The 24,893-nt window shown below is 60.9% G+C and carries 23 protein-coding genes and 1 pseudogene; 17 read left to right on the top strand and 7 right to left on the bottom strand.

The features are described 5' to 3' along the window. Positions 1 to 287: 287 nt before the first annotated feature. Entirely contained in the window at positions 288 to 1,775 is a 1,488-nt protein-coding gene (locus tag HU767_RS15260; RefSeq protein WP_186729870.1) for a hypothetical protein, read from the bottom strand. Between the two features lie 202 nt (positions 1,776 to 1,977). Here HU767_RS15260 and HU767_RS15255 point away from each other — a divergent pair, with 202 nt between their 5' ends. From HU767_RS15255 to HU767_RS15225, 7 genes are all read left to right on the top strand, one after another. Next, entirely contained in the window at positions 1,978 to 2,568 is a 591-nt protein-coding gene (locus HU767_RS15255) for an amino acid synthesis family protein (RefSeq protein ID WP_003182108.1), read from the top strand. A gap of 44 nt (positions 2,569 to 2,612) precedes the next feature. After that, the gene (locus HU767_RS15250) at positions 2,613 to 3,446 is read left to right on the top strand and encodes an alpha/beta fold hydrolase (RefSeq protein WP_186710451.1); all 834 of its coding nucleotides are present in this window, start codon (positions 2,613 to 2,615) and stop codon (positions 3,444 to 3,446) included. Further along, complete coding sequence (locus HU767_RS15245) at positions 3,443 to 4,924, top strand: aldehyde dehydrogenase (protein WP_186729869.1); 1,482 nt, start codon at positions 3,443 to 3,445, stop codon at positions 4,922 to 4,924. The genes HU767_RS15250 and HU767_RS15245 overlap by 4 nt, the downstream gene beginning before the upstream one ends. A 12-nt stretch (positions 4,925 to 4,936) precedes the next feature. Next, complete coding sequence (locus HU767_RS15240; RefSeq protein ID WP_186710455.1) at positions 4,937 to 5,422, top strand: flavin reductase family protein; 486 nt, start codon at positions 4,937 to 4,939, stop codon at positions 5,420 to 5,422. A gap of 136 nt (positions 5,423 to 5,558) precedes the next feature. Further along, positions 5,559 to 5,963 carry a carboxymuconolactone decarboxylase family protein gene (locus HU767_RS15235; RefSeq protein ID WP_003201685.1) on the top strand — a complete coding sequence of 135 codons (405 nt, stop codon included), beginning with the start codon at positions 5,559 to 5,561 and terminating at the stop codon, positions 5,961 to 5,963. Between the two features lie 60 nt (positions 5,964 to 6,023). Further along, positions 6,024 to 6,776, top strand: coding sequence for a GntR family transcriptional regulator (locus HU767_RS15230; protein ID WP_186710459.1), 753 nt, complete (start codon positions 6,024 to 6,026; stop codon positions 6,774 to 6,776). Between the two features lie 2 nt (positions 6,777 to 6,778). Continuing rightward, positions 6,779 to 7,342 carry an NUDIX hydrolase gene (locus HU767_RS15225; RefSeq protein WP_186729868.1) on the top strand — a complete coding sequence of 188 codons (564 nt, stop codon included), beginning with the start codon at positions 6,779 to 6,781 and terminating at the stop codon, positions 7,340 to 7,342. 111 nt (positions 7,343 to 7,453) lie between these two features. Here HU767_RS15225 and HU767_RS15220 read toward each other — a convergent pair whose 3' ends face one another. Next, positions 7,454 to 7,750, bottom strand: coding sequence for a DUF1330 domain-containing protein (locus HU767_RS15220; RefSeq protein WP_186710460.1), 297 nt, complete (start codon positions 7,748 to 7,750; stop codon positions 7,454 to 7,456). 80 nt (positions 7,751 to 7,830) lie between these two features. On the opposite strand from HU767_RS15220, the gene ribBA reads away from it, so the two are divergent. The 7 genes from ribBA (at position 7,831) to HU767_RS15185 (ending at position 14,713) form a co-directional block, all read left to right on the top strand. Next, on the top strand, positions 7,831 to 8,940 hold the full coding sequence (gene ribBA, locus HU767_RS15215; protein ID WP_186729867.1) for a bifunctional 3,4-dihydroxy-2-butanone-4-phosphate synthase/GTP cyclohydrolase II: 1,110 nt from the start codon (positions 7,831 to 7,833) through the stop codon (positions 8,938 to 8,940). Between the two features lie 229 nt (positions 8,941 to 9,169). Continuing rightward, entirely contained in the window at positions 9,170 to 10,195 is a 1,026-nt protein-coding gene (locus HU767_RS15210) for an ABC transporter substrate-binding protein (RefSeq protein WP_186729866.1), read from the top strand. Then, the gene (locus HU767_RS15205; protein WP_186710473.1) at positions 10,192 to 11,124 is read left to right on the top strand and encodes an ABC transporter permease; all 933 of its coding nucleotides are present in this window, start codon (positions 10,192 to 10,194) and stop codon (positions 11,122 to 11,124) included. Before HU767_RS15210 ends, HU767_RS15205 begins: the two co-directional genes overlap by 4 nt. Before the next feature lie 6 nt (positions 11,125 to 11,130). Further along, entirely contained in the window at positions 11,131 to 11,940 is an 810-nt protein-coding gene (locus tag HU767_RS15200) for an ABC transporter permease (protein ID WP_053125546.1), read from the top strand. Positions 11,941 to 11,957: 17 nt separating this feature from the next. After that, complete coding sequence (locus HU767_RS15195) at positions 11,958 to 13,109, top strand: ABC transporter ATP-binding protein (protein ID WP_186729865.1); 1,152 nt, start codon at positions 11,958 to 11,960, stop codon at positions 13,107 to 13,109. A 44-nt stretch (positions 13,110 to 13,153) separates the two neighbouring features. Further along, a complete protein-coding gene (locus HU767_RS15190; protein ID WP_186729878.1) occupies positions 13,154 to 13,639 on the top strand; it encodes a flavin reductase family protein in 486 nt (161 codons plus the stop codon). A gap of 30 nt (positions 13,640 to 13,669) precedes the next feature. Further along, positions 13,670 to 14,713 (top strand): LLM class flavin-dependent oxidoreductase, encoded by a 1,044-nt coding sequence (locus HU767_RS15185; RefSeq protein WP_186710464.1) that lies wholly within the window; start codon positions 13,670 to 13,672, stop codon positions 14,711 to 14,713. A 230-nt stretch (positions 14,714 to 14,943) separates the two neighbouring features. Here HU767_RS15185 and HU767_RS15180 read toward each other — a convergent pair whose 3' ends face one another. The 3 genes from HU767_RS15180 to HU767_RS15170 all read right to left on the bottom strand — a co-directional run bounded on the left by HU767_RS15180 (position 14,944) and on the right by HU767_RS15170 (position 19,266). Further along, on the bottom strand, positions 14,944 to 17,058 hold the full coding sequence (locus tag HU767_RS15180) for a TonB-dependent siderophore receptor (RefSeq protein WP_186729864.1): 2,115 nt from the start codon (positions 17,056 to 17,058) through the stop codon (positions 14,944 to 14,946). A 160-nt stretch (positions 17,059 to 17,218) separates the two neighbouring features. Next, entirely contained in the window at positions 17,219 to 18,988 is a 1,770-nt protein-coding gene (locus HU767_RS15175; RefSeq protein ID WP_186710466.1) for a sodium:solute symporter family protein, read from the bottom strand. An 11-nt stretch (positions 18,989 to 18,999) separates the two neighbouring features. Then, a complete protein-coding gene (locus HU767_RS15170) occupies positions 19,000 to 19,266 on the bottom strand; it encodes a DUF4212 domain-containing protein (RefSeq protein WP_186710468.1) in 267 nt (88 codons plus the stop codon). A 241-nt stretch (positions 19,267 to 19,507) separates the two neighbouring features. Here HU767_RS15170 and HU767_RS15165 point away from each other — a divergent pair, with 241 nt between their 5' ends. From HU767_RS15165 to HU767_RS28840, 3 genes and pseudogenes are all read left to right on the top strand, one after another. After that, on the top strand, positions 19,508 to 21,304 hold the full coding sequence (locus HU767_RS15165) for a methyl-accepting chemotaxis protein (protein ID WP_186710470.1): 1,797 nt from the start codon (positions 19,508 to 19,510) through the stop codon (positions 21,302 to 21,304). Positions 21,305 to 21,652: 348 nt separating this feature from the next. Next, a complete protein-coding gene (locus tag HU767_RS15160) occupies positions 21,653 to 22,843 on the top strand; it encodes an MFS transporter (protein WP_186710472.1) in 1,191 nt (396 codons plus the stop codon). Positions 22,844 to 23,092: 249 nt separating this feature from the next. After that, positions 23,093 to 23,167 (top strand): annotated as a pseudogene (locus tag HU767_RS28840) (nucleoid-structuring protein H-NS); the annotation flags it as partial. Positions 23,168 to 23,331: 164 nt separating this feature from the next. On the opposite strand, the gene HU767_RS15155 reads toward HU767_RS28840, so the two are convergent. Continuing rightward, positions 23,332 to 23,496 (bottom strand): nucleoid-structuring protein H-NS, encoded by a 165-nt coding sequence (locus HU767_RS15155; protein WP_186729880.1) that lies wholly within the window; start codon positions 23,494 to 23,496, stop codon positions 23,332 to 23,334. 202 nt (positions 23,497 to 23,698) lie between these two features. After that, positions 23,699 to 24,736, bottom strand: a complete 1,038-nt coding sequence (locus tag HU767_RS15150; RefSeq protein ID WP_186729863.1) for a dienelactone hydrolase — start codon at positions 24,734 to 24,736, stop codon at positions 23,699 to 23,701. Positions 24,737 to 24,893 lie beyond the last annotated feature (157 nt).

Below are 24,893 nucleotides of genomic sequence, written 5' to 3'. Positions count from 1 at the left end.
GGATAGAAAAAGTATTGCAAAACCACTAAAAGGCGAAATTATTTTTCGATCTGGCGACATCAATGACCATAAATGCTGGCGCCCTTTCTCTCGAACGCGGCTTGAACGGCTCTTGAGCGGGTGGAATGGGACAGCCGTGCCCCACAAGGGGGGAAGTTTTTACTCATTCATCCATGGCTAACCGCGCTCATCTCCAGACGACGAAAACCTGAGCGCACTGCAACGTTGCAGGAAAATGCACGGATTCATACCCCTCGCCCCACCTTGAAGCAGCACGGCCGTTCACCTCAAGTAAACGCAGCCTCGACGCTGGCGACGATCATCGCCAGATCAGTGGGCAGGTAACCTCGCTTGACCGCCAGGTTTTCCTCATGGCCTCGCGCGCTCCAGGTAGGCAATTCGGCCACCGGGATACGCTGGTAGAGACGGTTGGTATTGGTCGCCCCGGTCCATTTGGTCGTTCGCGCGATCTGCTGGTTGCCGGCGTCTTCGATGAATCGAGTGCGCATCCCCAGCAAGGCCGCGGCATCCATCGCACCGCTGCGCATGCCCAGGTGCACCAATTTGCAGTTCCATTCGGCACTTTTCATGCGCAGGAAAATGGCATATTCGGCAGCACGGTTGGGCCCGATGATCTTCTGGTTGGGGTTGCCGTTGTCCAGCTTCCAATACTCACCCCAGACCTGAAGATTGTCCCGGGACACCGCCCCCGCATCCTGGTCGAGTGTACTCAGGTGGGTCGTCAGCTTCGCGTTGAGGTCCCGGTTGGTCCTCGGGCGTCCGACCACGATGACGTTCCGCCCTTTTTTCAACAACTGGTGACACACCTGCCCCAACCCCGTCCAACTGTCGTCCAGCTCCGGATGGGCACCCCCGTCCTTGCCGCTGAAGCGGGTCCAGACAATGACGTAGCTCTGGCCCTTGACCACCCCTTTGAGCCCCAGGAACTTGTCGAGGCGATACGCCCAGTAGCGATTGGCATTGGGATCGACATTGTCCCACTGGGCGATGCTGCCCTTGCCGTCGCCATTGAGCACTGACGCAGCCACATCGGTGGTGGCGCCACCCACCGGGCACAGTTTTGCACCCTTGGCGACGCCGGCCAGGAATGCCAGTGCCGCATCGGTGAAGGGCGGCAGTGCACTTTTATTGATCCTGGCGTCGACCACCAGGCGACAGGTTTCGCAGGCAGCCTTGGCATCGGTGACCAACACCGGCAGCAACCGAGCGGCCTTTACCCCACAGGAAGTGCCATAGAACTTGACCAACCGCTTGGCCGCCGTCTCGTCAGCGGCCGCGTAGAACAGGATCAGCTGTGAGGTGAGGTCATGGCGCAACGCCGCGCCGACAGCGAACTGATCACCCGACATGTACGCGCCCTGGTAGTAATAGGTGCACTTCTGGGCGACGAATTGCGCCGGTGTGTTGTTCCGCGCATCGGTGAACAGCGAGTCACCCTTGGTATTCGCCTCGTCCAGCATGTCGTGGTATTTGCGTTTGTCCTGGCCCCGTAAATAAAGCGCCAGGGCCTCCAGACACTGGTTGATGCTTTGATTGGCCTGGGCCGGTGGAGTAGCCCCCACCCGCCACTCGAGGGGAAAGGCTTGATCGGGCTGGGCCAGCGCCTGGACGGCCGCCTGGGTTGTCAGAAAGCGAACCTTCAGGTCGTTACCCAGGAAACGCTTGATGAGGGCTTCGTGGGGTTTGAGCGTCACGTAGGTTGGGCTCAACAATGACCAGACGGTAATTGAAACATCGGCGATTTCGAAGGGCATCCTTCCTCCCCCGGACACGTTGCAGGGCTATCCAAAAACATTCGAGTGTCCGCGCACAAAGCGTAGACCAATTCTTTCGGGGTCGCGGGCGAGCTGCCTTCGGTCGCCTCCCGAACACAAACCTGTTGTAGGGATTTGCGCACTCAGTATTATGGTATACCATCATACGCACACACTTGTTCACCCAATGACGGAGCAGCCCATGAGTTTCGAAATTCGCAAGATCGTCAGCTATGTCGAAGAGACATTCATCGAAGGCGGCAAAGCCACCGACAAACCGGTGACCATGGTCGGGCTGGCGGTCGTCATGAAGAATCCTTGGCTGGGCCGCGGTTTCGTCGAAGACCTGAAACCGGAGATCCGCGCCAACTGCTCCGATCTCGGTGCACTGATGGTCGAGCGCCTGGTGGGTATCATCGGCGGCGCCGAGAAAATCGAAGCGTATGGCAAGGCCGCGGTGGTCGGTGCCGACGGCGAAATCGAGCACGCCTCCGCCGTGATTCACACCCTGCGCTTCGGCAACCACTACCGCGAAGCGGTCAAGGCCAAGAGCTACCTGAGCTTCACCAACAAGCGCGGCGGCCCTGGCACCTCGATCCAGATCCCGATGATGCACAAGGACGACGAAGGCCTGCGCTCGCACTACATCACCTTGGAAATGCAGATTGAAGACGCCCCGCGCGCCGACGAAATCGTCGTGGTGCTGGGCTGCGCCGATGGCGGCCGCCTGCACCCGCGCATCGGTAACCGCTACATCGACCTGGAAGAACTGGCCGCCGAGAATGCGCAGTGATCCAGCTTGGGCAACCACAATAAAAACCCATGCAGGAGCGCTCCATGATTCGGCTCACCGCTGAACTCACCCCGGCCGGCACCAGCTACCTGGCCACCGGCCAAGGCCAACCCGTGGTCTTGATCCATGGCGTGGGCCTGAACAAAGAAATGTGGGGCGGCCAAGTCGTTGGCCTGGCCACGCAATACCAAGTGATTGCCTACGACATGCTCGGCCATGGCGCCAGCCCGCGCCCCCCCAGCGGTACCGCGTTGCTGGGCTACGCCGACCAGTTGCTGGAGCTGCTCGATCACTTGCAACTGCCCCAGGCGACGGTGATCGGTTTTTCCATGGGTGGCTTGGTGGCCCGGGCGTTTGCCTTGCATTACCCGCAGCGCCTGCAAGGCCTGGTGGTACTCAACAGCGTGTTCAACCGCAGCGCCGAACAGCGCGCCGGCGTCATCGCCCGCACCGCCCAGGCCGCCGAGCATGGGCCGGACGCCAATGCCGAGGCGGCGCTGTCGCGCTGGTTCAGCCGTGAATACCAGGCCGCCAACCCGGCGCAGATCGCCGCGCTGCGCCAGACCCTGGCAGGGAATGACCCGCAGGGTTACCTGACCACCTATGAGCTGTTCGCCACCCAGGACATGTACCGCGCCGATGACCTGGGCAATATCCAGGTTCCAACGCTGATCGCCACCGGTGAACTGGACCCCGGCTCGACGCCGGAAATGGCCCGGCAGCTGGCCGAGCGCATTCCCGGCGCCAGTGTTGCGGTGCTCGCCGAACAGCGGCATATGATGCCGGTAGAGTCACCGCGCCTGGTCAACCAGTTGTTGCTGGAGTTCCTCGACACGGCAAGCGCCCGACAAAACCAAATAAAGGGGATCGTTGCATGACACTCGCACGTTTTTCGATGTGCATCGGCGGTGAATGGGTCGATGCCTTGTCCGGCAAAACCTTCGAAAGCCTGAACCCGGCCCTGGCCCAACCCTGGGCCGAGTTGCCTGACGCCGGCGAAGCCGATGTGGACCGAGCCGTCCAGGCAGCACAAAGCGCTTTCGACAGCCCGGCCTGGCGCGGGCTGACCGCCACCGCCCGTGGCAAATTGCTGCGTCGTCTCGGTGACCTGATCGCCGAAAACAAAGAACAATTGGCCCAGTTGGAAAGCCGCGACAACGGCAAACTGATTCGCGAAACCCGCGGCCAGGTCGGCTATCTGCCGGAGTTCTTCCACTACACCGCAGGCCTGGCCGACAAGCTCGAAGGCGGCACCCTGCCCCTCGATAAGCCGGACATGTTTGCCTATACGGTGCACGAAGCCATGGGCGTGGTGGCGGCGATCATTCCCTGGAACAGCCCGCTGTACCTCACCGCAATCAAACTGGCGCCGGCCCTCGCGGCAGGCAATACCATTGTGATCAAACCGTCCGAGCACGCCTCGGCAACCATTCTTGAGCTGGCTCGCCTGGCCCTGGAAGCCGGGATCCCGCCGGGCGTGGTCAACGTCATCACCGGCTACGGCCCGAGCACCGGCGCCGCCCTCACCCGCCATCCGCTGGTGCGCAAGATCGCCTTCACCGGCGGCGCGGCCACGGCCCGCCATGTGGTGCGCAGCAGCGCCGAGAACTTCGCCAAGCTTTCCCTGGAGCTGGGCGGCAAATCACCGAATATCATTTTCGCCGACGCCGACCTGGACAGTGCAATCAACGGGGCAATCGCCGGGGTTTATGCGGCATCCGGTCAAAGCTGCGTCTCTGGCTCACGGTTGCTGGTGCAGGACGAGATCTACGATGAGTTCGTCTCGCGGCTGGTCCAGCGCGCCCAGCGCATCCGCATCGGCAATCCTCAGGAAGACGCCAGTGAAATGGGCCCCATGGCCACCGCGCAGCAACTGGCCGTAGTCGAGGGCCTGGTGGCCGACGCGATTGCCGAAGGTGCGCGCCTGCGCTTGGGCGGCAAGCGTCCGCCGAACCTGGGCGACGGTTGGTTCTATGAGCCGACGCTGTTCGAATGCGACCGCAACTCGATGAAGATCATGCAGGAAGAAGTCTTCGGCCCGGTGGCCTCGGTGATTCGTTTCAAGGACGAAGCCGAGGCCCTGGCGATTGCCAATGACTCGCAGTTCGGCCTCGCGGCCGGCATCTGGACCCGCGACCTGGGCCGCGCCCATCGCCTGGCCCGGGATGTGCGTTCCGGGATCATCTGGGTCAACACTTACCGTGCGGTGTCGGCCATGGCGCCCATCGGTGGTTTCAAGAACAGCGGCTATGGACGCGAGAGCGGCATCGATTCGGTGCTGGCCTATACCGAACTGAAAACGGTGTGGATCAACCTGTCCCAGGCGCCCATGCCTGATCCGTTCGTGATGCGCTAGGAGTCCTGAGAAATGATCGAACCCGGCATTTACAAAGAAGTCATGAGCTCCTTCCCGTCCGGCGTCACGGTGGTCACCACCCTGGACCCTGAGGGCAATATCGTCGGCATCACCGCCAGCGCGTTCAGCGCGCTGTCGATCGACCCAGCGCTGGTGTTGTTCTGCCCCAACTATGCGTCTGACACCTACCCGGTGCTGCGCGACAGCAAGCAGTTCGCGATCCACCTGCTGTCCGCCGACCAGACCGCCGAAGCCTACGCCTTTGCCGGTAAAGGCAAGGACAAGGCCAAGGGCATCGATTGGCACCTGAGCGAGCTGGGCAATCCGTTGCTGGGCAAAGCCACGGCCATCATCGAATGCGAGCTGTGGCGCGAATACGATGGCGGCGACCACGCGATCATCGTCGGCGCGGTGAAGAACCTGATCCTGCCCGCGCAGCCGGTGACGCCGATGATCTACCACAAGGGCAAGCTGGGGCCACTGCCCGCGCTGGCCTGATGACCATACACATCCCCCTTGTGGGAGCGAGCCTGCTCGCGATAGCGGTGCGACAGTCGAAATTGATCTGCCTGACACACCGCTATCGCGAGCAGGCTCGCTCCCACAGGTTCAGCACTTTTTTCAGGGAGCCCGCATGAGCAATGACAAATACGAACAAGGCCTGAAGATCCGCACCCAGGTGCTGGGCCAGGACTACGTCAACCGTTCCATCGAGAACGCCGATGATTTCACCCGGCCGCTGCAGGAAATGGTCACCGAGTATTGCTGGGGTCATGTCTGGGGTCGCGAGGGTTTATCGCTCAAGGAGCGCAGCATGATCAACCTGGCGATGATCTCCGCCCTCAATCGCCCACACGAACTCAAGCTGCATGTGCGTGGCGCCTTGCGTAACGGCTTGAGTCGTGAGCAAATACGCGAAATTCTGCTTCAGGTCGGTATCTATTGCGGCGTTCCCGCTGCCGTGGACAGTTTCCGGCTTGCCCGTGAAGCCTTCGCCGAAGCCGATGCCGAGGCCTCCAGTCAACCCTCGGCTGTTTGATCTGAACGTGCACGGATGTTGCCCGTTTGGCATGGACAGCCATATTACAGAGCGGACCCCATGAAACGCCTGCCACTCGACGACAGCTTCAAGGTCAATCGCAACCCCGTTACCCTGCGCGAGATCGTGCTGGATAAATTGCGAAGCGCCATCATGAACTTCCAGCTCCTGCCGGGCGATCGCCTGGTCGAACGGGATCTGTGCGATCGCCTGGGCGTGAGCCGCACGTCGGTGCGTGAAGCCTTGCGCCACCTGGAATCCGAAGGTCTGGTGGAGTTTGCCGATGCCAAGGGCCCACGGGTCGCCATCATCACGTTGGCCGATGCCGTGGACATCTATGAACTGCGTTGCGTGCTCGAAGGCCTGATCGTCCAACTGTTCACCCTGCGCGCCAAGGCCAAGGACATCAAGGCCCTGGAGAAAGCCCTCGAGGAAAACCGCAAGGCCCTCAAGGAAGGTGAGCTGCAACAGGTCATCGATTCGGTGCAAGGCTTCTACGACGTGTTGCTCGAAGGCTCCGGCAACCACGTGGCCGCCACCCAGTTGCGCCAGTTGCAGGCGCGCATCAGCTATCTGCGGGCGACCTCGGTGTCCCAGGAAAACCGTCGCGGCAGCAGCAACCAGGAAATGGAACGCATGGTCGAGGCGATCAAGAGCGGCGACCCCCTGGCCGCCCACCAGGCCTGCGTCGACCACGTACGCGCCGCTGCCAAGGTCGCCCTGGATTACCTCAAGCGCCAACAGGAAGAGACCGGTGAAATCCCCGAAATCATCCCGCCCATCGCCCTCAAAGAACCGCGCATAGGTCGCTAGCCATGTTCAGCCCGAGCTTTTGTCCAAAGTGCGGCGGCAGTGACCTCGATCACCGCCTGCCAGCGGGCGATACCCATGAGCGACTGATGTGTGGTGGTTGCGGCTACATCCACTACGTCAACCCGAAGATCATTGCCGGCTGCATCATCGAGCAGGACGGCAAGTACCTGCTGTGCCAGCGCGCCATCCCGCCGCGCCCGGGCACCTGGACGCTGCCGGCCGGCTTCATGGAAGGCAACGAGACCACTGAACAGGCCGCGCTGCGGGAAGTCTGGGAAGAAACCGGCGTACACGCTGAAATCGTCTCGCCCTACTCGATCTTCAGCGTGCCGAAGATCAGCGAGGTGTACATCATCTTCCGCGCCATCGCGCTGGAGATCACCGGCCAGTTCGGCCCGGAAACCCTCGCCTGCCAGTTCTTCGCCCCTGAAGACATTCCCTGGGACAGCATCTATTACCCGGCCATCCGGCAGATCCTCGAACGTTATATCGAGGAACGCCAGGCCGGGGTCTATGGCATCTACATGGGCAACGACGACAGCGGCAAGATTCATTTCATCCGCTGACGCTCCTGTAGGAGCTGGCGAAGCCTGCGATCTTTTGATCTTGATCTTGGTCTTTCGCTTGAGACTCAACTGTCTGGGACAAGATCGCAGCCTCGTTGCACTCGACAGCTCCTACAGTGGAATCACACCCTCGACAATGATCACCTCGGCCCGGGCCACGCCTTCACGGTGCGTCTTGGCTTCCTGATACTGCGCCGAGTGATAGCAGGCCAGCGCCTGTTCGTAGGAATCGAACTCGATCACCACACTGCGCTGCGGCCTGGCCCTGCCCTCCATCGCTTCGCTGCGCCCGCCCCGGGCCAACATCCGACCGCCATACAAGGCGAACGCCGCCGGCGCCCGTTGGGTGTATTGGCTGTATTGATCGGGGTCGGTGACATCCACATGAGCAATCCAGTACGCCTTCATAGTGACCTCTCGGTTTGTTTTGTATTATGGTATACCACAACATCGTTCCAGCAAGCCCCTCAAAACAAAGAGAGCCCGACATGGCCTTTAACAACATTCAGGAAATCATCGAAGACTACCGCCTGGGCAAGATGGTGTTGCTGGTGGATGACGAAGATCGGGAAAACGAAGGTGACCTGCTCCTGGCCGCCGACTGTTGCAATGCCCAGGCCATCAGCTTCATGGCGCGCGAAGCCCGGGGGCTGATCTGCCTGACGTTGACCGATGAGCACTGCCAGCGCCTGGGACTTGAGCAAATGGTACCGAGCAACGGCAGTGTGTTCAGCACCGCGTTTACGGTGTCCATCGAGGCTGCCAGCGGCGTGACCACTGGCATTTCCGCTGCCGACCGGGCGCGCACCGTCGCCGCCGCCGTGGCCGTCGATGCGGGGCCCAACGACATTGTGCAGCCGGGGCATATCTTCCCGCTGCGGGCCAAGGAAGGCGGCGTGCTCACCCGGGCCGGGCACACCGAAGCCGGTTGCGACCTGGCGCGTCTTGCGGGTTTCACCCCGGCCTCGGTGATCGTCGAGGTGATGAATGATGACGGCACCATGGCCCGCCGCCCGGACCTGGAGATTTTCGCTCGCAAGCACGACATCAAGATCGGCACCATCGCCGACCTGATCCACTACCGCCTGAGCACCGAGCACACGGTGGTGCGCATCGGTGAACGGGAACTGCCGACGGTGCATGGCACCTTCCGCTTGTTCACCTTCGAAGACCGCATCGAAGGCGGCGTGCACATGGCGATGGTCATGGGCGATATCCGTCGGGAAGAACCGGCCCTGGTGCGGGTGCATGTGATCGATCCACTGCGGGACCTGGTGGGTGCCGAATACAACGGCCCGTCCAATTGGACGTTGTGGGCGGCCCTGCAGCGGGTGGCGGAGGAAGGTTGCGGCGTGGTGGTCGTGCTGGCCAATCACGAGTCGTCCCAGGCGCTGCTCGAGCGCGTACCGCAACTGACCCAGCCACCACGACAGTTCAGTCGGTCGCAATCGCGCATCTATTCTGAAGTGGGCACCGGCGCGCAAATTCTCCAGGATCTGGGCGTCGGTAAATTGCGGCACCTGGGACCACCGCTCAAGTATGCGGGGTTGACCGGCTATGACTTGGAAGTGGTGGAAAGTATCCCCTTCGAGGGATAACCCGAGGCTGAACAAAATCCCACAAAAGATCACGAAAAACCTAGGCAGACAGATAGCCGGTACAGCAAAACCCTTGCAGAAAGTTTGGAATACCATAATATGATATTCCATAGACCGAGTGCTTCAGCCAACCGTTGGCACGGTCCCCCGCAAGGCCAGTTGAACCAATGCTCCCGATAGGTGGGCGAACAAAAGCCCGCTCAATAAACACAACAATGAGGGCGTGAAAATGGTGTTGAAGAAACGTGCAGCCGCAATTTTTTTTGTTGGCCTACTGAGTATCACCAGCCAGGCGACGATGGCCGCTGAAAGCGTCAACTTCGTCAGTTGGGGCGGCAGCACCCAGGACGCGCAGAAGCAGGCCTGGGCCGACCCATTCAGCAAGGCCAGCGGCATCACCGTGGTCCAGGATGGCCCCACCGACTACGGCAAGCTCAAGGCCATGGTCGAAAGCGGCAACGTGCAGTGGGACGTGGTCGACGTCGAGGCGGACTTCGCCTTGCGCGCCGCAGCCGAAGGCCTGCTCGAACCCCTCGATTTCTCGGTCATCCAACGCGACAAGATCGACCCGCGTTTCGTCTCCGACCACGGTGTCGGCTCGTTCTACTTCTCGTTCGTGCTCGGCTACAACGAAGGCAAGCTCGGTTCCGGCAAGCCCCAGGACTGGTCCGCGCTGTTCGACACCAAAACCTACCCTGGCAAACGCGCCCTCTACAAATGGCCGAGCCCCGGCGTGCTTGAGTTGGCCCTGCTGGCCGATGGCGTGTCTCAGGACAAGCTCTATCCGTTGGACCTGGACCGTGCTTTCAAGAAACTCGACACCATCAAGAAAGACATCGTCTGGTGGGGCGGCGGCGCCCAGTCCCAGCAGTTGCTCGCGTCCGGCGAAGCCAGCATCGGCCAGTTCTGGAATGGCCGGATCTACGCCTTGCAACAAGACGGCGCTCCGGTCGGCGTAAGCTGGAAGCAGAACCTGGTCATGGCCGATATCCTGGTCATTCCAAAGGGCTCGAAAAACAAGGCCGCCGCCATGAAGTTCCTGGCCAACGCCAGCAGCGCCAAGGGCCAGGCCGATTTCTCCAACCTGACCGCCTACGCGCCGGTCAACGTCGACAGCGTCGCACGCCTGGATTCGGTGCTCGCCCCCAACTTGCCGACTGCCTACGCCAAGGATCAGATCACGCTTGATTTCGCGTACTGGGCCAAGAACGGTCAGGACATCGCGACACGGTGGAACGAATGGCTGGTCAAATAAAAATGTCGGCATCGGCAACCCAGCACACCGGGGGCGCCGCTGGCGCTGCCGGTGTGGCAACCGTCCCGGCCATTGCACCGCAAGCGCCGTCGCGGCTGCAGCGCTGGCGCGGGGCCGGTAACCTGCTCCCCGCCCTGCTGTTCCTCGGCCTGTTCTTCCTGGCGCCGCTGATCGGCCTGCTGCTGCGCGGTGTGCTGGAGCCGGTGCCCGGGTTGGGCAACTACGAGCAACTGTTCGCCAACTCGGCCTATGCCCGAGTGCTATTCAACACCTTTTCGGTGGCCGGGCTGGTGACGCTGTTCAGCCTGCTGCTGGGTTTCCCCCTGGCCTGGGCCATCACCCTGGTGCCCCGTGGCTGGGGGCGCTGGATGCTGAACATCGTGCTGCTGTCGATGTGGACCAGCCTGCTGGCCCGCACCTATTCCTGGCTGGTGCTGTTGCAGGCCTCCGGGGTAGTGAACAAGGCATTGATGGCCCTGGGCATCATCGACCAGCCGCTGGAGATGGTGCACAACCTCACCGGCGTGGTGATCGGCATGAGCTACATCATGATCCCGTTCATCGTCCTGCCGTTGCAGGCGACCATGCAGGCCATCGACCCGATGATCCTGCAGGCCGGTTCGATTTGCGGCGCTAGCCCGTGGACCAACTTCTTCCGGGTGTTCCTGCCGCTGTGCCGGCCGGGGCTGTTCTCGGGCGGGCTGATGGTGTTCGTGATGTCCCTCGGTTACTACGTGACCCCGGCACTGCTGGGCGGCGCGCAGAACATGATGCTGCCGGAATTCATCATCCAGCAGGTGCAGTCGTTCCTCAACTGGGGCCTGGCCAGTGCCGGCGCGGCCCTGTTGGTGGCGATCACCCTGGTGTTGTTCTACTTCTACCTGAAGCTCCAACCGGAATCCCCGGTGGGTGCCAGCAACGCGAGGTAAGCCGCCATGCTCCTGACTCCCAATGCCATGAGCCGGCGCATGCGGTTCGGCCTGTATTTCACCACCGGGCTGATCGCGCTGTTCCTGCTGTTGCCCATCGTATTCATCGTGCTGCTGTCGTTCGGTTCGTCCCAATGGCTGGTCTTCCCGCCACCGGGCTGGACGCTCAAATGGTACGGCCAGTTCTTTTCCAACCCCGACTGGATGAGCGCGGCGCTGACCAGCCTCAAGGTTGCGGTGCTGACCACCGTCTGCGCCGTAGCCCTGGGCTTGCCCACCGCGTTTGCCCTGGTGCGCGGGCGTTTTCCGGGCCGGGAAATGCTCTACGGCCTGTTCACCCTGCCGATGATCGTGCCGCTAGTGATTATCGCCGTGGCGGTGTACGCACTGTTCCTCAAGCTCGGTTACACCGGGACGATGTTCGCCTTTGTGGTCAGCCATGTGATCGTCGCGCTGCCGTTCACCATTATCTCGATCATCAACTCGCTCAAGCTGTTCGACCAATCCATCGAGGATGCGGCGGTGATTTGCGGTGCCTCACGCCTGCAAGCGGTGTTCAAAGTGACCTTCCCGGCCATTCGCCCGGGCATGGTCGCCGGCGCCTTGTTCGCGTTCCTGGTGTCGTGGGATGAGGTGGTGCTGAGCGTGATGATGGCCAGCCCGACCCTGCAAACCTTGCCCGTCAAGATGTGGACCACCCTGCGCCAGGACCTGACGCCTGTGATTGCCGTCGCTTCGACGCTGCTGATCGGCCTCTCGGTATTGGTGATGGTGATCGCCGCCGCCCTGCGCCGGCGCAACGAAATCAGCGCCTGAGCGCCTAGGAGAACACGATGAGTGCCGTCAAAGACCTCGCACAACAGCACAACAAGACCCTGGTCAGCCTGCGCAACCTGAACAAGCACTACGGCGACTTTGCCGCCGTGGACGATATTTCCCTGGAGATCCAGGACGGCGAATTCCTGACTTTCCTCGGCTCCAGCGGCTCGGGCAAGAGCACCACCCTGTCGATGCTGGCCGGGTTCGAAACCCCCAGCAGCGGCGAGATCCTGGTGGGCGGCAAATCCCTGGTCAACGTACCGCCGCACAAACGCGACATCGGCATGGTGTTCCAGCGCTACTCACTGTTCCCGCACCTGTCGGTGCGCGACAACATTGCCTTTCCCCTGGCGATTCGCAAACTGGCCAGCGCCGAGCGCGAACGCCGGGTCGACGCCATGCTCAAGCTGGTGCAGCTGGGAGAGTTCGCCCATCGTCGCCCTTCGCAACTGTCCGGCGGCCAGCAACAGCGCGTGGCGATTGCCCGGGCACTGGTCTATGAACCGCGCATCCTGCTGATGGATGAGCCTCTTGGGGCCTTGGATAAAAAGCTCCGTGAAGACTTGCAGGACGAACTGCGCCAGTTGCACCGCCGGCTGGGCATCACCATCGTCTACGTCACCCATGACCAGGAAGAAGCCATGCGCCTGTCCCAGCGCATCGCCATTTTCAGCCACGGCAAAATCGTCGGCCTGGGCAGCGGCTATGACCTCTATCAGAACCCGCCGAACGCCTTTGTCGCGTCATTCCTGGGCAATTCCAACTTCCTCAAGCTCAAGGCCCAGGGCAATGCCGTGGCGAGTTTCGAAGGCCAATCGCTGTCGATCCGCCTGACCGCCGGCCTGCAAGCGGACCAGGACGTGCTGCTGATGGTGCGCCCGGAAAAAGCCCTCGCCCTGAGCGTCGAGCAAGCGGCCCAGGAACCCTTGGCGGCCGGTTGGAATGAAGTCTCGGCCAAGGTCGTCGAAGTACTGTTCCTCGGTGAAAGCCAGACCTGCAGCGTGGTGACGTCCGGCGGCACGGCCATGACCGTCAAGGCGCTGTCCGCCGCCGGCATGCCACTCAAGGCTGGCGACCCGGTGTGCGTGCGCTGGGCAACCGCCGATGCGTGCGTCTACACCCAATGGGCTGAGAGCGACCTGAACAAAGCCGCGGGTGCCCATTGATGAACATCGCGCGCCCACAACCGCTACAGCCCGAGGATGGTCCGATGATCGATGCCAACATCTACAAACAAGTCATGGGCTCGTTCCCGTCCGGGGTGACGGTTATCACCACCCTCGATGACGACGGCCAGGTCGTCGGCCTCACCGCCAGTGCCTTCAGCTCATTGTCGATGGAACCGGCGCTGGTGTTGTTCTGCCCCAACTACAGCTCCGATTCCTACCCGGTGCTGATCAAGAACAAGCGCTTCGCCATCCATGTCCTTTCCGGCGGCCAACAGGACGAAGCCTATGCCTTCGCCCGCAAAGGCAAGGACAAGGCCCAGGGCATCGAATGGACCTTAAGCGAACTGGGTAACCCGCTGCTGAGCAACGCCACCGCCATCATCGAGTGTGAACTGTGGCGCGAATACGAAGGCGGCGACCACGCCATCATGGTCGGCGCCGTGAAGAACCTGATCGTGCCGCAGCACACACCGGGACCGCTGGTTTATTGCCACGGCAAGATGGGCGCCCTGCCCGTCCTCGCCTGAACCGATCGTCAACAAATAAGAGAAAGCGCCATGAAATTTTCCCTGTTCGTACACATGGAGCGCTGGGACGAAAGCGTCAGCCATCGCCAGCTGTTCGAAGACCTGAGCGAGTTGACCCTGTTGGCCGAGGCCGGCGGTTTCAGCACCGTCTGGATCGGCGAACATCACGCCATGGAATACACCATCTCGCCAAGCCCGATGCCGCTGCTGGCGTACCTGGCCGGCAAGACCACCACCATTCACCTGGGCGCTGGCACCATCATTGCGCCGTTTTGGCACCCGCTGCGAGTGGCCGGCGAATGCGCGCTGCTGGATGTCATCAGCAATGGCCGCATGGAAGTCGGCCTGGCCCGGGGCGCCTACCAGGTGGAGTTCGACCGCATGGCCGGCGGCATGCCGGCTTCCTCCGGCGGCCAGGCCCTGCGGGAAATGGTCCCGGTGGTGCGCGCCCTGTGGCAAGGCGACTACGCCCATGATGGCGAGATCTGGAAATTCCCCACCTCCACCTGCGTGCCCAAGCCAATCCGCAAGCCTCACCCGCCGATGTGGATCGCCGCCCGCGACCCAGACTCCCACAATTTCGCCGTCGCCAACGGCTGCAATGTGATGGTCACGCCATTGATGAAGGGCGACGAGGAAGTCCTGGACCTGAAGAACAAGTTCCAGGCCGCCCTGGACAACAACCCCGACGTGCCACGCCCACAATTGATGGTGCTGCGCCATACCCACGTACACGCAGTGGACGATCCCGAAGGCTGGAAAATCGGTGCCCAGGCGATTTCGAAGTTCTACCGCACCTTTGATGCCTGGTTCGGCAACAAGCAGGTGCCGGTCAACGGCTTCCTCGCGCCGAGCCCGGAAGAAAAATTCGCCGAACGTCCGGAATTCCAGCTGGAGAACATCCGCAAGAACACCATGATCGGCACACCGCAGCAAATCATCGAGCGGATCAAGTATTACCAGGAACTGGGAGTGGATGAGTTCAGCTTCTGGTGCGACAACAGCCTGCCCCATGCCGAGAAGAAAAAATCCCTGGAACTGTTCATCCAACAGGTGGTGCCGGCGTTTCGGTGATCCTGTGAGAGCGGGCTTGCTCGCGATGGCGTCGGGTCAGTCAAATCATCGTTAACTGACACTCCGCTTTCGCGAGCAGGCTCGCTCCCACAAAAGGGATCGGTGGTTACGCAAGTCTTGAGGCCACCCAAAAACAAGTGTGGGAGCGAGCCTGCTCGCGAAGGCGGCCTGAAGCTGAAATAAAAATGCCCGGACTTCACCGTCCGGGCATTTTTGTTGGTGCGCTTGGATCAGAACGTCACGCTGGCGCTCAGCCTGGCGGTACGCGGCTCGCCGACATTGACCTGCACCTGGCTGCCGGTGGAGGACGGGTAGTATTGCTTGTCGAACAGGTTGTCGACGTTCAGTTGCAACGACGTCTTGTGCCCGAACACTGGCGACTCCCAGCGCAGGAAGGCGTCGGCGACGGTGTAGCTGCTGAGCCAGAACTCGTTGGCTTTATTGGCCGCGCGTTCGCCGACGTAGCGGGCACCGGCGCCGGCGTGCCAGGCACCGAATTCGGCAGGCACGTTCAGGTGGTGGCTCAGGTACAGGCTGGCGGTGTGTTTTGGCGCATCGGGAAGGCGATGGCCCTCGTCCTTGGGATCATCCAGTATTTCGGTGTGGGTGTAGGCATAGGTGCCGATCAAATCCCAACGGTCGGCCAGGCGACCGGTGATGTCCAGCTCCAGACCTTGGGAACCGACCTTGCCGGCGGCTTCCGAGACTTCGTCAACGGTGGTGACTACGTTCTTTTTGACGATGTCGAACAAAGCGAGGTTGATGTTCAGCCCCGGCAGCGGATCGTACTTGGCGCCGATTTCGTAGCTGCGACCCTCCTCTGGTTGGAAGGTACGACGATCCTTGTCGACTACATCATTGGGCTTGAACGACCGGCTGTAGTTACCGTACAGCGAAAGGGTATCGGTGGCTTTATAGACCAGCCCCAGGAACGGCACGAAGGCGTCGCCATTGTCATCACGATTGACATCGTAATCACCGCCTAAGCCTTGATCGCTGTATTGATCGTAGTGTTGGTAGCGACCACCCAATACCAGAATCCAGCGGTCATCCAAATGCCAGTTGTCTTTCAGATACACCGAACTGGAATTCAACTGGTTTCGCAGGTCACTGTCAGTAGAGCTGACAAGGCTTGGCTCTGGCAGGTTGCCATAGACCGGCGACGTGACATCGAAACCAGGCTGGACTTTTCCACGGTAGGTCTTACCCCGGAACTGATCGGATACCTGGTTATCAATGCCAACCAAAAGGTCGTGGCGCTGGCCGAACAGTTCCTGCTTGCCCATGAAATCCCAGCTGGCATAGCGGGTTTCATCATCGTAATGAGCGCCATTGGCCCTTCGGCTCAACATGTTTCCAGTCAAAGTGACGGGCTGCGCAATCGAAAGACTGTACCGGTCATTGTTCCAGCCATAAGTCACCCGCGTTTTCCACGCCTCACTCAACTCATACTCGAACCGCGCCGTCGCTGTTTCGCGAATACCGACACTCTTGGCCCAAGGCTCATCCAGGCGTTTGTCATAGTCGATATCGGCCGGATGCCCATTGGTAAACACCGTACCCCGATCAAACGGATTGGAATATTCGTTGTACTCATAACTCAGGTTCAACGAAGCCAGCTCACCCGTCCACGCCAGGGACGGCGCCACCAGGGTGCTCTCGTTGACGCCGTAGTTGCGCCAGTAATCCTCATGCCCGCGCTCGGCGATCAGGCGATAAGCCAACCCGGTGTCACCCAACGGCCCGGTGGTGTCCAGGGCCATGGTGCCGCCGCCTTCGCTGTAGGCCGAACCGCTCAGCGTGGTGCTTTGGGTGTATTCCGGTTTCTTGCTGATGACGTTGATCAGCCCCCCGGGCTCCAGTGCGCCGTACAGCATCGAGGCCGGGCCCTTGAGCACTTCGACGCGGTCGGTGGTGGCGCTGAAGTTATGGCCCAGGTTCGAACGCACGCCGTCGCGCAGGATCGAGCCGTCGTCGTTGGTGCCGAAACCACGCTTGACCAGCGAGTCCCGCGAGCCGCCCAAGGTGTTGCCCTGGCTGACGCCGCTGATGAATTTCATCGCGTCGTTCAGCGAGCGCACTTGATAGTCCGCCAAGGTCTGCTGGGTCACCACGTTGATCGATTGCGCCTCTTCCTTGATCGGTACATCGCTCTTGCTCGCCGTACTGGCTTGCGACGTCGTGTAGCCTTCGTCCTGAATGATCCGACTGCCTTGCACGTTGGTGGTGGGCAGCTCCAGAGTGTCTTGTGCCCTCAGGGGGCTTGCCATGAAACAGCAGGACAGTGCGGGTAAAACACATTTGACGAGAGCATTGCGGTAAGCGAGAGGGGTGGAACGATTCAAGACGCGCACTCACAGAGGGATAGGAATGAGAGCGAATATACTTTGAGAATGATTCCCAGTAAATCTTTCTAACATCTCCCTGCTTGACTCTGCGCACAAAAAAGGGCGCCGGATGATGAATCCGGCGCCCTCCCTGGTTTCCCTCCTCCGGGACTACCCGTTAATGATCGATGGCAGCACCGGCTCCTCTCGGTACTCGAATGTCTTCGACCAGGTGCTGGATGTGCTCCGGCGGCGGCGCGGTAAAGCGTGACACCACCACGGCCGCCAGGAAGTTGAAGGCCATCCCCAACGTACCGATGCCTTCAGGGGACACACCCAGCCACCAATGTTCAGCCGTGTTCATCGTCGGGTTGATGAACTTGAAGTAGACGATATAGGTGAATGTGAAGGTCAGCCCGACGATCATCCCGGCGATCGCGCCTTCGCGGTTCATGCGCTTGGAGAAGATCCCCATGACAATCACCGGGAAGAACGAAGACGCCGCCAACCCGAAGGCGAACGCCACCACCTGGGCGACGAATGCGGGTGGGTAGATGCCAAACAATCCGGCAATCAGCACCGCCACACCGGCGGCAATGCGTGCCGCGAGCAGCTCCTGCTTTTCGTTGATCGTGGGCATGATGTTGCTTTTGAGCAGGTCATGGGAAATCGAGGTGGAGATCACCAGCAGCAGCCCCGCTGCGGTCGAAAGCGCCGCCGCCAGGCCACCGGCGGCGATTAATGCGATCACCCATCCCGGCAGGCCGGCGATCTCGGGATTGGCCAAGACCATGATGTCGTTGTCGACATAGAGTTCATTGGGCACTGGCGAGAGCTGGTTCTTGAGCAACCGCTGCTCATGCGCCCCGCGCTCGCCGGTAAAACTCGGCGTTCCGACCAGCGCCGCGCCCGGGCTGTACTGGATGATGCCGTCGTTGTTCTTGTCCGCCCAGGCAATCAGTCCAGAGTTCTCCCAGGCCTTGAACCAGGTCGGCGCGGTGCTGTAACTGATATTGGGAATGGAGGTCAGCAGGTTGGTGCGTGCGAAGGCCGCCACGGCCGGCGCGGTGGTGTAGAGAATGGCGATGAACAGCAATGCGTAGCCTGCCGACTTGCGTGCATCCCGGACGGTGGGCGTGGTAAAGAACCGCACGATCACGTGGGGCAGGCCCGCGGTGCCGACCATCAGCGCCATGGTGATGAAAAACACGTCCATGGTCGACTTGGTGCCATTGGTATAGGCAGAAAAGCCTAATTCGGCGCCCAAGCCGTTGAGCCGCTCGATCACGCTCTGCCCCGAACCGGCGGCCTCACTGATAAAGCCCAACTGCGGGATCGGATTGCCAGTGATCATCATCGAGATGAAGATCGCAGGCACCATGTAGGCGAAGATCATCACGCAGTACTGCGCTACCTGGGTGTAGGTAATGCCCTTCATGCCGCCCAGCACAGAATAGAAGAACACGATGGCCATGCCGATCATGACGCCGGTGTTGATGTCCACTTCCAGGTAACGGGAAAAGACGATCCCGACGCCGCGCATCTGCCCCGCGACGTAAGTGAAGGAAATGAAGATCACGCAGATCACCGCCACCACCCGCGCTGTCTGCGAGTAATAACGCGCCCCGACGAACTCGGGCACGGTGAACTTGCCGAATTTTCGCAGGTATGGCGCCAGGCACATCGCCAACAGCACGTAGCCACCGGTCCAGCCCATCAGGTAGACCGAGCCGTCGTACCCGGCGAAGGCGATGATCCCGGCCATGGAAATGAACGACGCCGCCGACATCCAGTCCGCACCGGTGGCCATGCCGTTGAGTACCGGGTGCACGCCCTTGCTGGCGACGTAGTATTCGCTGGTGGAGCCGGCACGCGTCCAGATCGCAATCGCGATGTACAACGCGAAGGTGGCGCCTACGACCAGGTAAATCAGGGTTTTTGTGTCCATGCGGGCCGCCCTCAGTCTTCGTGGACGTCATATTTGCGATCGAGCTGATTCATCTTCCAGACATAGAAGAAGATCTCGAGCACAAAGACGTAGATGGAACCCTGCTGGGCGAACCAGAACCCCAGGGGTGTGCCGAAGAAGCTGATGGTATTGAGTGAGTCGACCAGCAAGATGCCAAAACCGAACGACACCACGAACCAGATGGCCAGTAAAACCAGCATCCAGCGTAGGTTTTCCTTCCAGTAGTCACGCGCAGCCTGTTGCTTTTCAGTGGACATGGAGACGCCCTCTATTTGTTTTTATTGTTTTGCACTTCAAACCGTAGCAGTCGTCGGGCAACGCGCTAGTACGACTTTCGTCTAATTCGTAACAGCAGGTATTGACAGTCTGTTTCACCGCAGAAACAGGGTTAACGCGCGCCAGCATCGCAAGGTGATATCAAATCGCCCAAATCCGCTAAAGCTTTGCCGCTATCGGTCGAATGTATGCCATCGAATCTTTTTTTTCCCTGGAGCCGTGATGCAGACGTTAAAGGCCTTGTATGAGTCTATCGAGATGCAGTTTTTCGATACCCTCACCAAAAAGCTGTCGAGCCTTTTCCTGTTGGTGCTGGTCAGTGGCTTGCTTTATTGGGTAGCCCTCAGTGCCCGCGCCGAGATCATGCTGTTGTTGCGTAACGCGCAGTTGGACGGCACGTTGCTGGGACAGATCGAGGGCCGGCTCGACAGCCTCACCCATGCCCTGCTCTTCGGCGCTGTCCTGACCCTGGGCATGATCAGCTTCATGGTCTGGTATTTCCGCCACCTCATCGTGCGCCCCGTCACCACCATGACCAAGGCCCTGGAAGAGATCGCCAACGGCGAAGGCGACCTGTCCAAGGATTTGCCGCTGGTGACCCACGACGAGATCCGCACACTCGCCGCCACCTGCAACCGCTTCTTGGCCAAGCAGCGGGAGATCATCAGCAATGTCCAGGCGCTGACCGTGCACATTGCGGTCGAGTCGGCCCGTTCGCTGAAGAACATCAGCGACTCCAGCGACAGCGCCACCCACCAGGCGCGCTTCGCCAAGGAAGTGATGGACCAGAGCAATACCGCCGTGGGCCGCATCGAAGAGGTTTCGCGCCAGACCCAGGGCATCTCCAGCACCACCGCGCAGAACCTGAGCATGGCCCGCGATTCCTATGCCGAGCTGTTGGAAGTGACTGGCAACATCAGCGAAATCTCCAGCAGCCTTGGTGAGTTCGCCACCCTGGTGAGCGCCTTGAACCAGCGTTCGTCGAGCATCAAGTCGATTGTCGGGTTGATCCAGCAGATCTCGGCCCAGACCAACCTGCTGGCCCTCAATGCCGCCATCGAAGCCGCCCGGGCCGGCGAAAGCGGCCGTGGCTTCGCGGTGGTGGCCGATGAAGTGCGGACCCTGGCACAAAACGTCAGCCGGGCCACCGACGATATCTCGCGCAACATCGACGCCATGCTCGACGAGGTCAGTTCGACCCATGAACAGACGACCCAGATCAGCCACAGCGCCCGGGAAACCCAGAAAGTGGTGGAGCGCGCCTCAGGCCATTTCGAAAGCATGATCGTCGACTTCGAATCCACCAACGGCAAGCTGGCGGACATCGCGACCCATATCCAACAGTTCGCCGACAGCAACACCGGGATCAACGACCGGGTCACCCAGATTCACGCCGATAGCCAACTGATCGACCAGCGCATGCAGCATTCGGCCACGGCTACCCGCGACCTGTCTGGCGTGGCCGAGAAGGTCCAGGCGTTGCTGGGTCGTTTCGTGCTTGGACACGGCAAGCTGGATGCCGCCATCACCCGCGCCAGCGAGTGCCGCGATACGCTGCAAGTACGCCTGGAAGCGCTGCAACGGGAAGGTCTGAACCTGTTCGATCAGAATTACCAGCTGGTGCCCGGCACCGATCCCAAGCAGTACATGACCAGCTACACCGAACGCTTTGCCCAGGTCTGCCAGGAGGAATGCGACAAGCTCACCCGCAGCACACCGGGTGGCAAGGTGTCGTTCATGGTCGACAGCAAGGGCTATTGCCCGGTGAACAACAGTTGGGTCTCCAAGCCGCCGACCGGCGACCGGGCAGTGGATTTGCCGGTGTGCCGCAACAAGCGCATCTTCAACGACCCGATCGGCCTGCGCGCGGCGGGCAACGTCCAGCGCTTCCTGCTGCAGACCTACCTGCGCGATACCGGGGAAATCATGACCGAGATCGACGTACCGCTTTTCTTCGGCGGCCGTCATTGGGGCAACTTGCGGGTGGGCTTCGATGCGGCGGTGTTGTTGGCGGACTGATGATGCCTGAGATCCCCCAAAACAATGTGGGAGCGAGCCTGCTCGCGAAGGCGTCGGGTCAGTCGGCATCATCGCTGACTGACTCCGCTATCGCGAGCAGGCTCGCTCCCACAGGGGATCTGTGGAATGTGCAATCCTGAGCCCCCCACAGAAGGGTCTGTGGAGTATGCAAATCCTGTGACCATCCCAAAACAACTGTGGCGAGCTTGCTCGCGATGGAGGCGGCACACACAGCATCCATCCAGCCTGAACACCCAGTCCTCCCAATACATTTAGTTAGCCTGCTTTCTTTTATCCCCACCTCGCGCCATGATGAGGCTCTCTTACCGCTGCCCGCGAACGAGCCCCATGCCCACGCCCTCCTCTACCCCCAATTCCTTGTCGATCACCCTGCAGATCGTCTCCATCGTTTTCTACACCTTCATCGCCTTCCTCTGCATAGGCCTGCCCATTGCCGTGTTGCCCGGGTATGTCCACGAACAGTTGGGCTTCAGCGCGGTGGTGGCCGGGGTGACCATCGGTTCACAGTACCTGGCGACGCTGCTCAGCCGGCCCATGGCCGGGCGGTTGTCGGACAGCGTCGGTACCAAGCGGGCGATTGTCTACGGGTTGTCGGGGATTGTGCTCAGTGGCGTGCTGACGCTGATTTCGACCTTGCTGCAAAGCTTTCCCCTGACCAGCTTGCTGATTCTGATTGCTGGCCGCTTGTTGCTCGGCGTGGCCCAGGGGCTGATTGGCGTGGGCACCATCAGTTGGTGCATGGGCCAGGTGGGGGTGGAGCACACGGCCCGCTCGATTTCCTGGAACGGCATCGCCTCGTATGGGGCCATCGCTATTGGAGCACCGCTGGGGGTGGTGATGGTGGGTGAGCTGGGGTTTGCCAGCCTGGGCATTGCGCTGTCGCTGCTGGCGGGTGCTGCGCTGTTGATGATTCGCAACAAGCCGTCGGTGCCGGTCATTCGCGGCGAGCGCCTGCCTTTCTGGGCAGTATTTGCACGGATTGCACCTTACGGCGCGGGCCTGAGCCTGGCGTCGATCGGCTACGGCACGCTCACCACGTTCATTACGCTGTTTTATGTCAGTCGCGGCTGGACTGGCGCGGCCTGGTGCCTGACAGTCTTTGGCATCTGCTTCATCCTCGCGCGGCTGTTGTTCATTTCCAGCATCGCCCGCTTCGGTGGCTTCAACTCGGCCATCGCTTGCATGAGCATCGAAACCCTTGGGCTGGTATTGCTGTGGCTGGCGCCGTCCACCCCGTTCGCCTTGGTCGGTGCGGGGCTGGCTGGCTTCGGGTTGTCGCTGGTGTACCCGGCGCTGGGGGTGGAGGCCATCAAGCAAGTGCCGAACACCAGCCGTGGCGCGGGTTTGAGTGCTTATGCGGTGTTTTTTGACCTGGCGCTGGCGATTGCCGGGCCGCTGATGGGGGCGGTGGCGTTGAACCTGGGTTATTCGTCGATTTTCTTCTGTGCTGCGTTGTTGTCGGTTAGCGGGCTGGGGCTGACGTTGCTGCTGCGGCGTCGGGCCATAAACGCTCCTTAATACTGTTCACTAGCAAAAGCGGCGTTTGTTTCAGAAATGGAAAGCGCCGTTTTTTTGGGGGGACGGGTTTTGGTGTGTATATCCGTTTCTTTGGTAACGGCTACTGGCGGTTCCGCTCTTACAGCGGGTCACTTTTGGAAAAGCGCCAAAAGTAACCAAAAACGCTTTGCCCCACCACTCGGCACCTCGCCTAGGCTCGGTGTGCCCTCACTCCGGCATTGCTCCGTGGGCCGCCGCGAAGGGCCATCCATGGCCCAGCGCGGCTACCTCGGCATCCATGCCGAGGTGCCCACTCCACAATACCTGCGTTCGGCCAGCGTGGTTTAATGGGGCGTCCAGATCAAGATCAAGATCAAGATCAAGATCCAAAAGCAAAGCAAAGCAAGAGCCGTGTATCCAGTATCTATGTGACTGAACCACCGCTATCGCGAGCAAGCTTTGCTCCCACAGATCTGATGGGTGTACGACCGGAAGAGCCAGGTCGGCTCTCAGGCCGCCTCGGGGAGGACGTTGATCTCGGGCGCCCCGTTAACCACGATGGCCGAACGCAGGTATTGTGGAGTGGGCATCCCGGCATGGATGCCGGGATAGCCGCGCTGGGCCATGGATGGCCCTTCGCGGCGGCCCACGGAGCAATGCCGGAGTGAGGGCATGCCGAGCCCTAGCGAGGCACCGAGTGGTGGGGCAGGAGCGTTTTGGTTACTTTTGCGCTTTTCAAAAGTGACCCGCCGTAAGGGCGGAACCATAAGTAGCCGTTACCGCAGAAACGGATATACACACCAACCTTACGTACAAACCATGCCCCTCGGAACGGAAGCTCAGATTCCGGGGAACGCTTAAATGGATAGCAATACCTTATTGATCAGCCGTCTTCATCCCCGCCCGGGTCGCCTTACCCAAGGCCTCACCGAAAAAGCGGCTGGCCTCGGTAATCATGGTGCGGTGAATGTCCTTGCGATCGACGCCATCGGCATCCGTGCAGAGCGCCGGCATCGCAGCGATCTGCTCGTCGGTGCACGGCGCCAGGAAGACAAAATGCCCCGCGCCGGCCAGGGTCTTGAAATCTGGAGCGGTGGGCAGCTTGCGGGCCAAGGCAGCGGCGTTCTTGTCGAAAGCCACGAGATTGTCACCATCGCCACTGTACAGCAGCACCGGCACATGGACATCGGCCAAAGTATGACGGCCGAACTTCAGGCTCAACGGCGCCATCAGCAACAATGCCCGGACCCTGGGGTCGGCCACGGGTTGCAGGTCATCGCGGTCGGCGATCAACTCGCCCTGGGTGTTGCAGGCGTCACGATCCTCTGGCCGCTCCTTGCAATAGCGGCGCAAGCGATTGAGGTCCGGCGTCGCACCGGACAGGATCAGCGCAGTTTCGCCACCCGCCGAATAACCGATCACCCCAACCTGCCCGGCGTTGACGAACGGCGAGAGCATCGGGTCATTGAGCGTCGCGGTGATGGCTTCGGAAATCTGGATCGGCCGCCCGTACAGGTTGCTCAGGGTGCCAAGCCGGCTGTGGTCCTGGACATTGTCGCCGGGATGAATCACGGCCACCACGACGAACCCCTTGCGCGCCAACGAAGTGGCGAGGTCATGCAGGGCCAATGGGGTGCCAGTATTGCCATGGGATAGCATTAACAGTGGAAAACGGCCGATGGCGATCTGGGCCTCCGGCGCGGCATCGATCTGGTAGCCGCCGAGCAGGCTGGATTGTTCGCGGTCGGTGGACGGATAAAAGGCGATGGCGTGCATCGGCTGCTGATCCAGCGGATCAAGAAAATTCAGCTCATGGAAACCGGCGCTCCAATGCGGATGCGGCCCCGGTGCGGCCTGCACTGAAGCGAAACTGGCAAACAAGCAAAGCAGCAACGCTGCACCAAAACGTGCCATCGAATTTTCCACCCTCACCAGCGCACGGGAAGGCCCCGTCGCTCGCAGTCTTGGCCGTGCATAACCTGCGCCAGATCCCCGGCGCCGAATGCAGCAAAACCCTGCATCCCGGCCATCCAATGACGACGAGAATACAGGGTTTTGCGAAGGTTGCCCG

The organism is Pseudomonas sp. SWRI179, from assembly GCF_014268705.1.
GTDB lineage: Bacteria > Pseudomonadota > Gammaproteobacteria > Pseudomonadales > Pseudomonadaceae > Aquipseudomonas > Aquipseudomonas zanjanensis.
The sequence above is the reverse complement of the archived record's forward strand: the minus strand, read 5'-3'. Positions and strand labels throughout refer to the sequence as shown.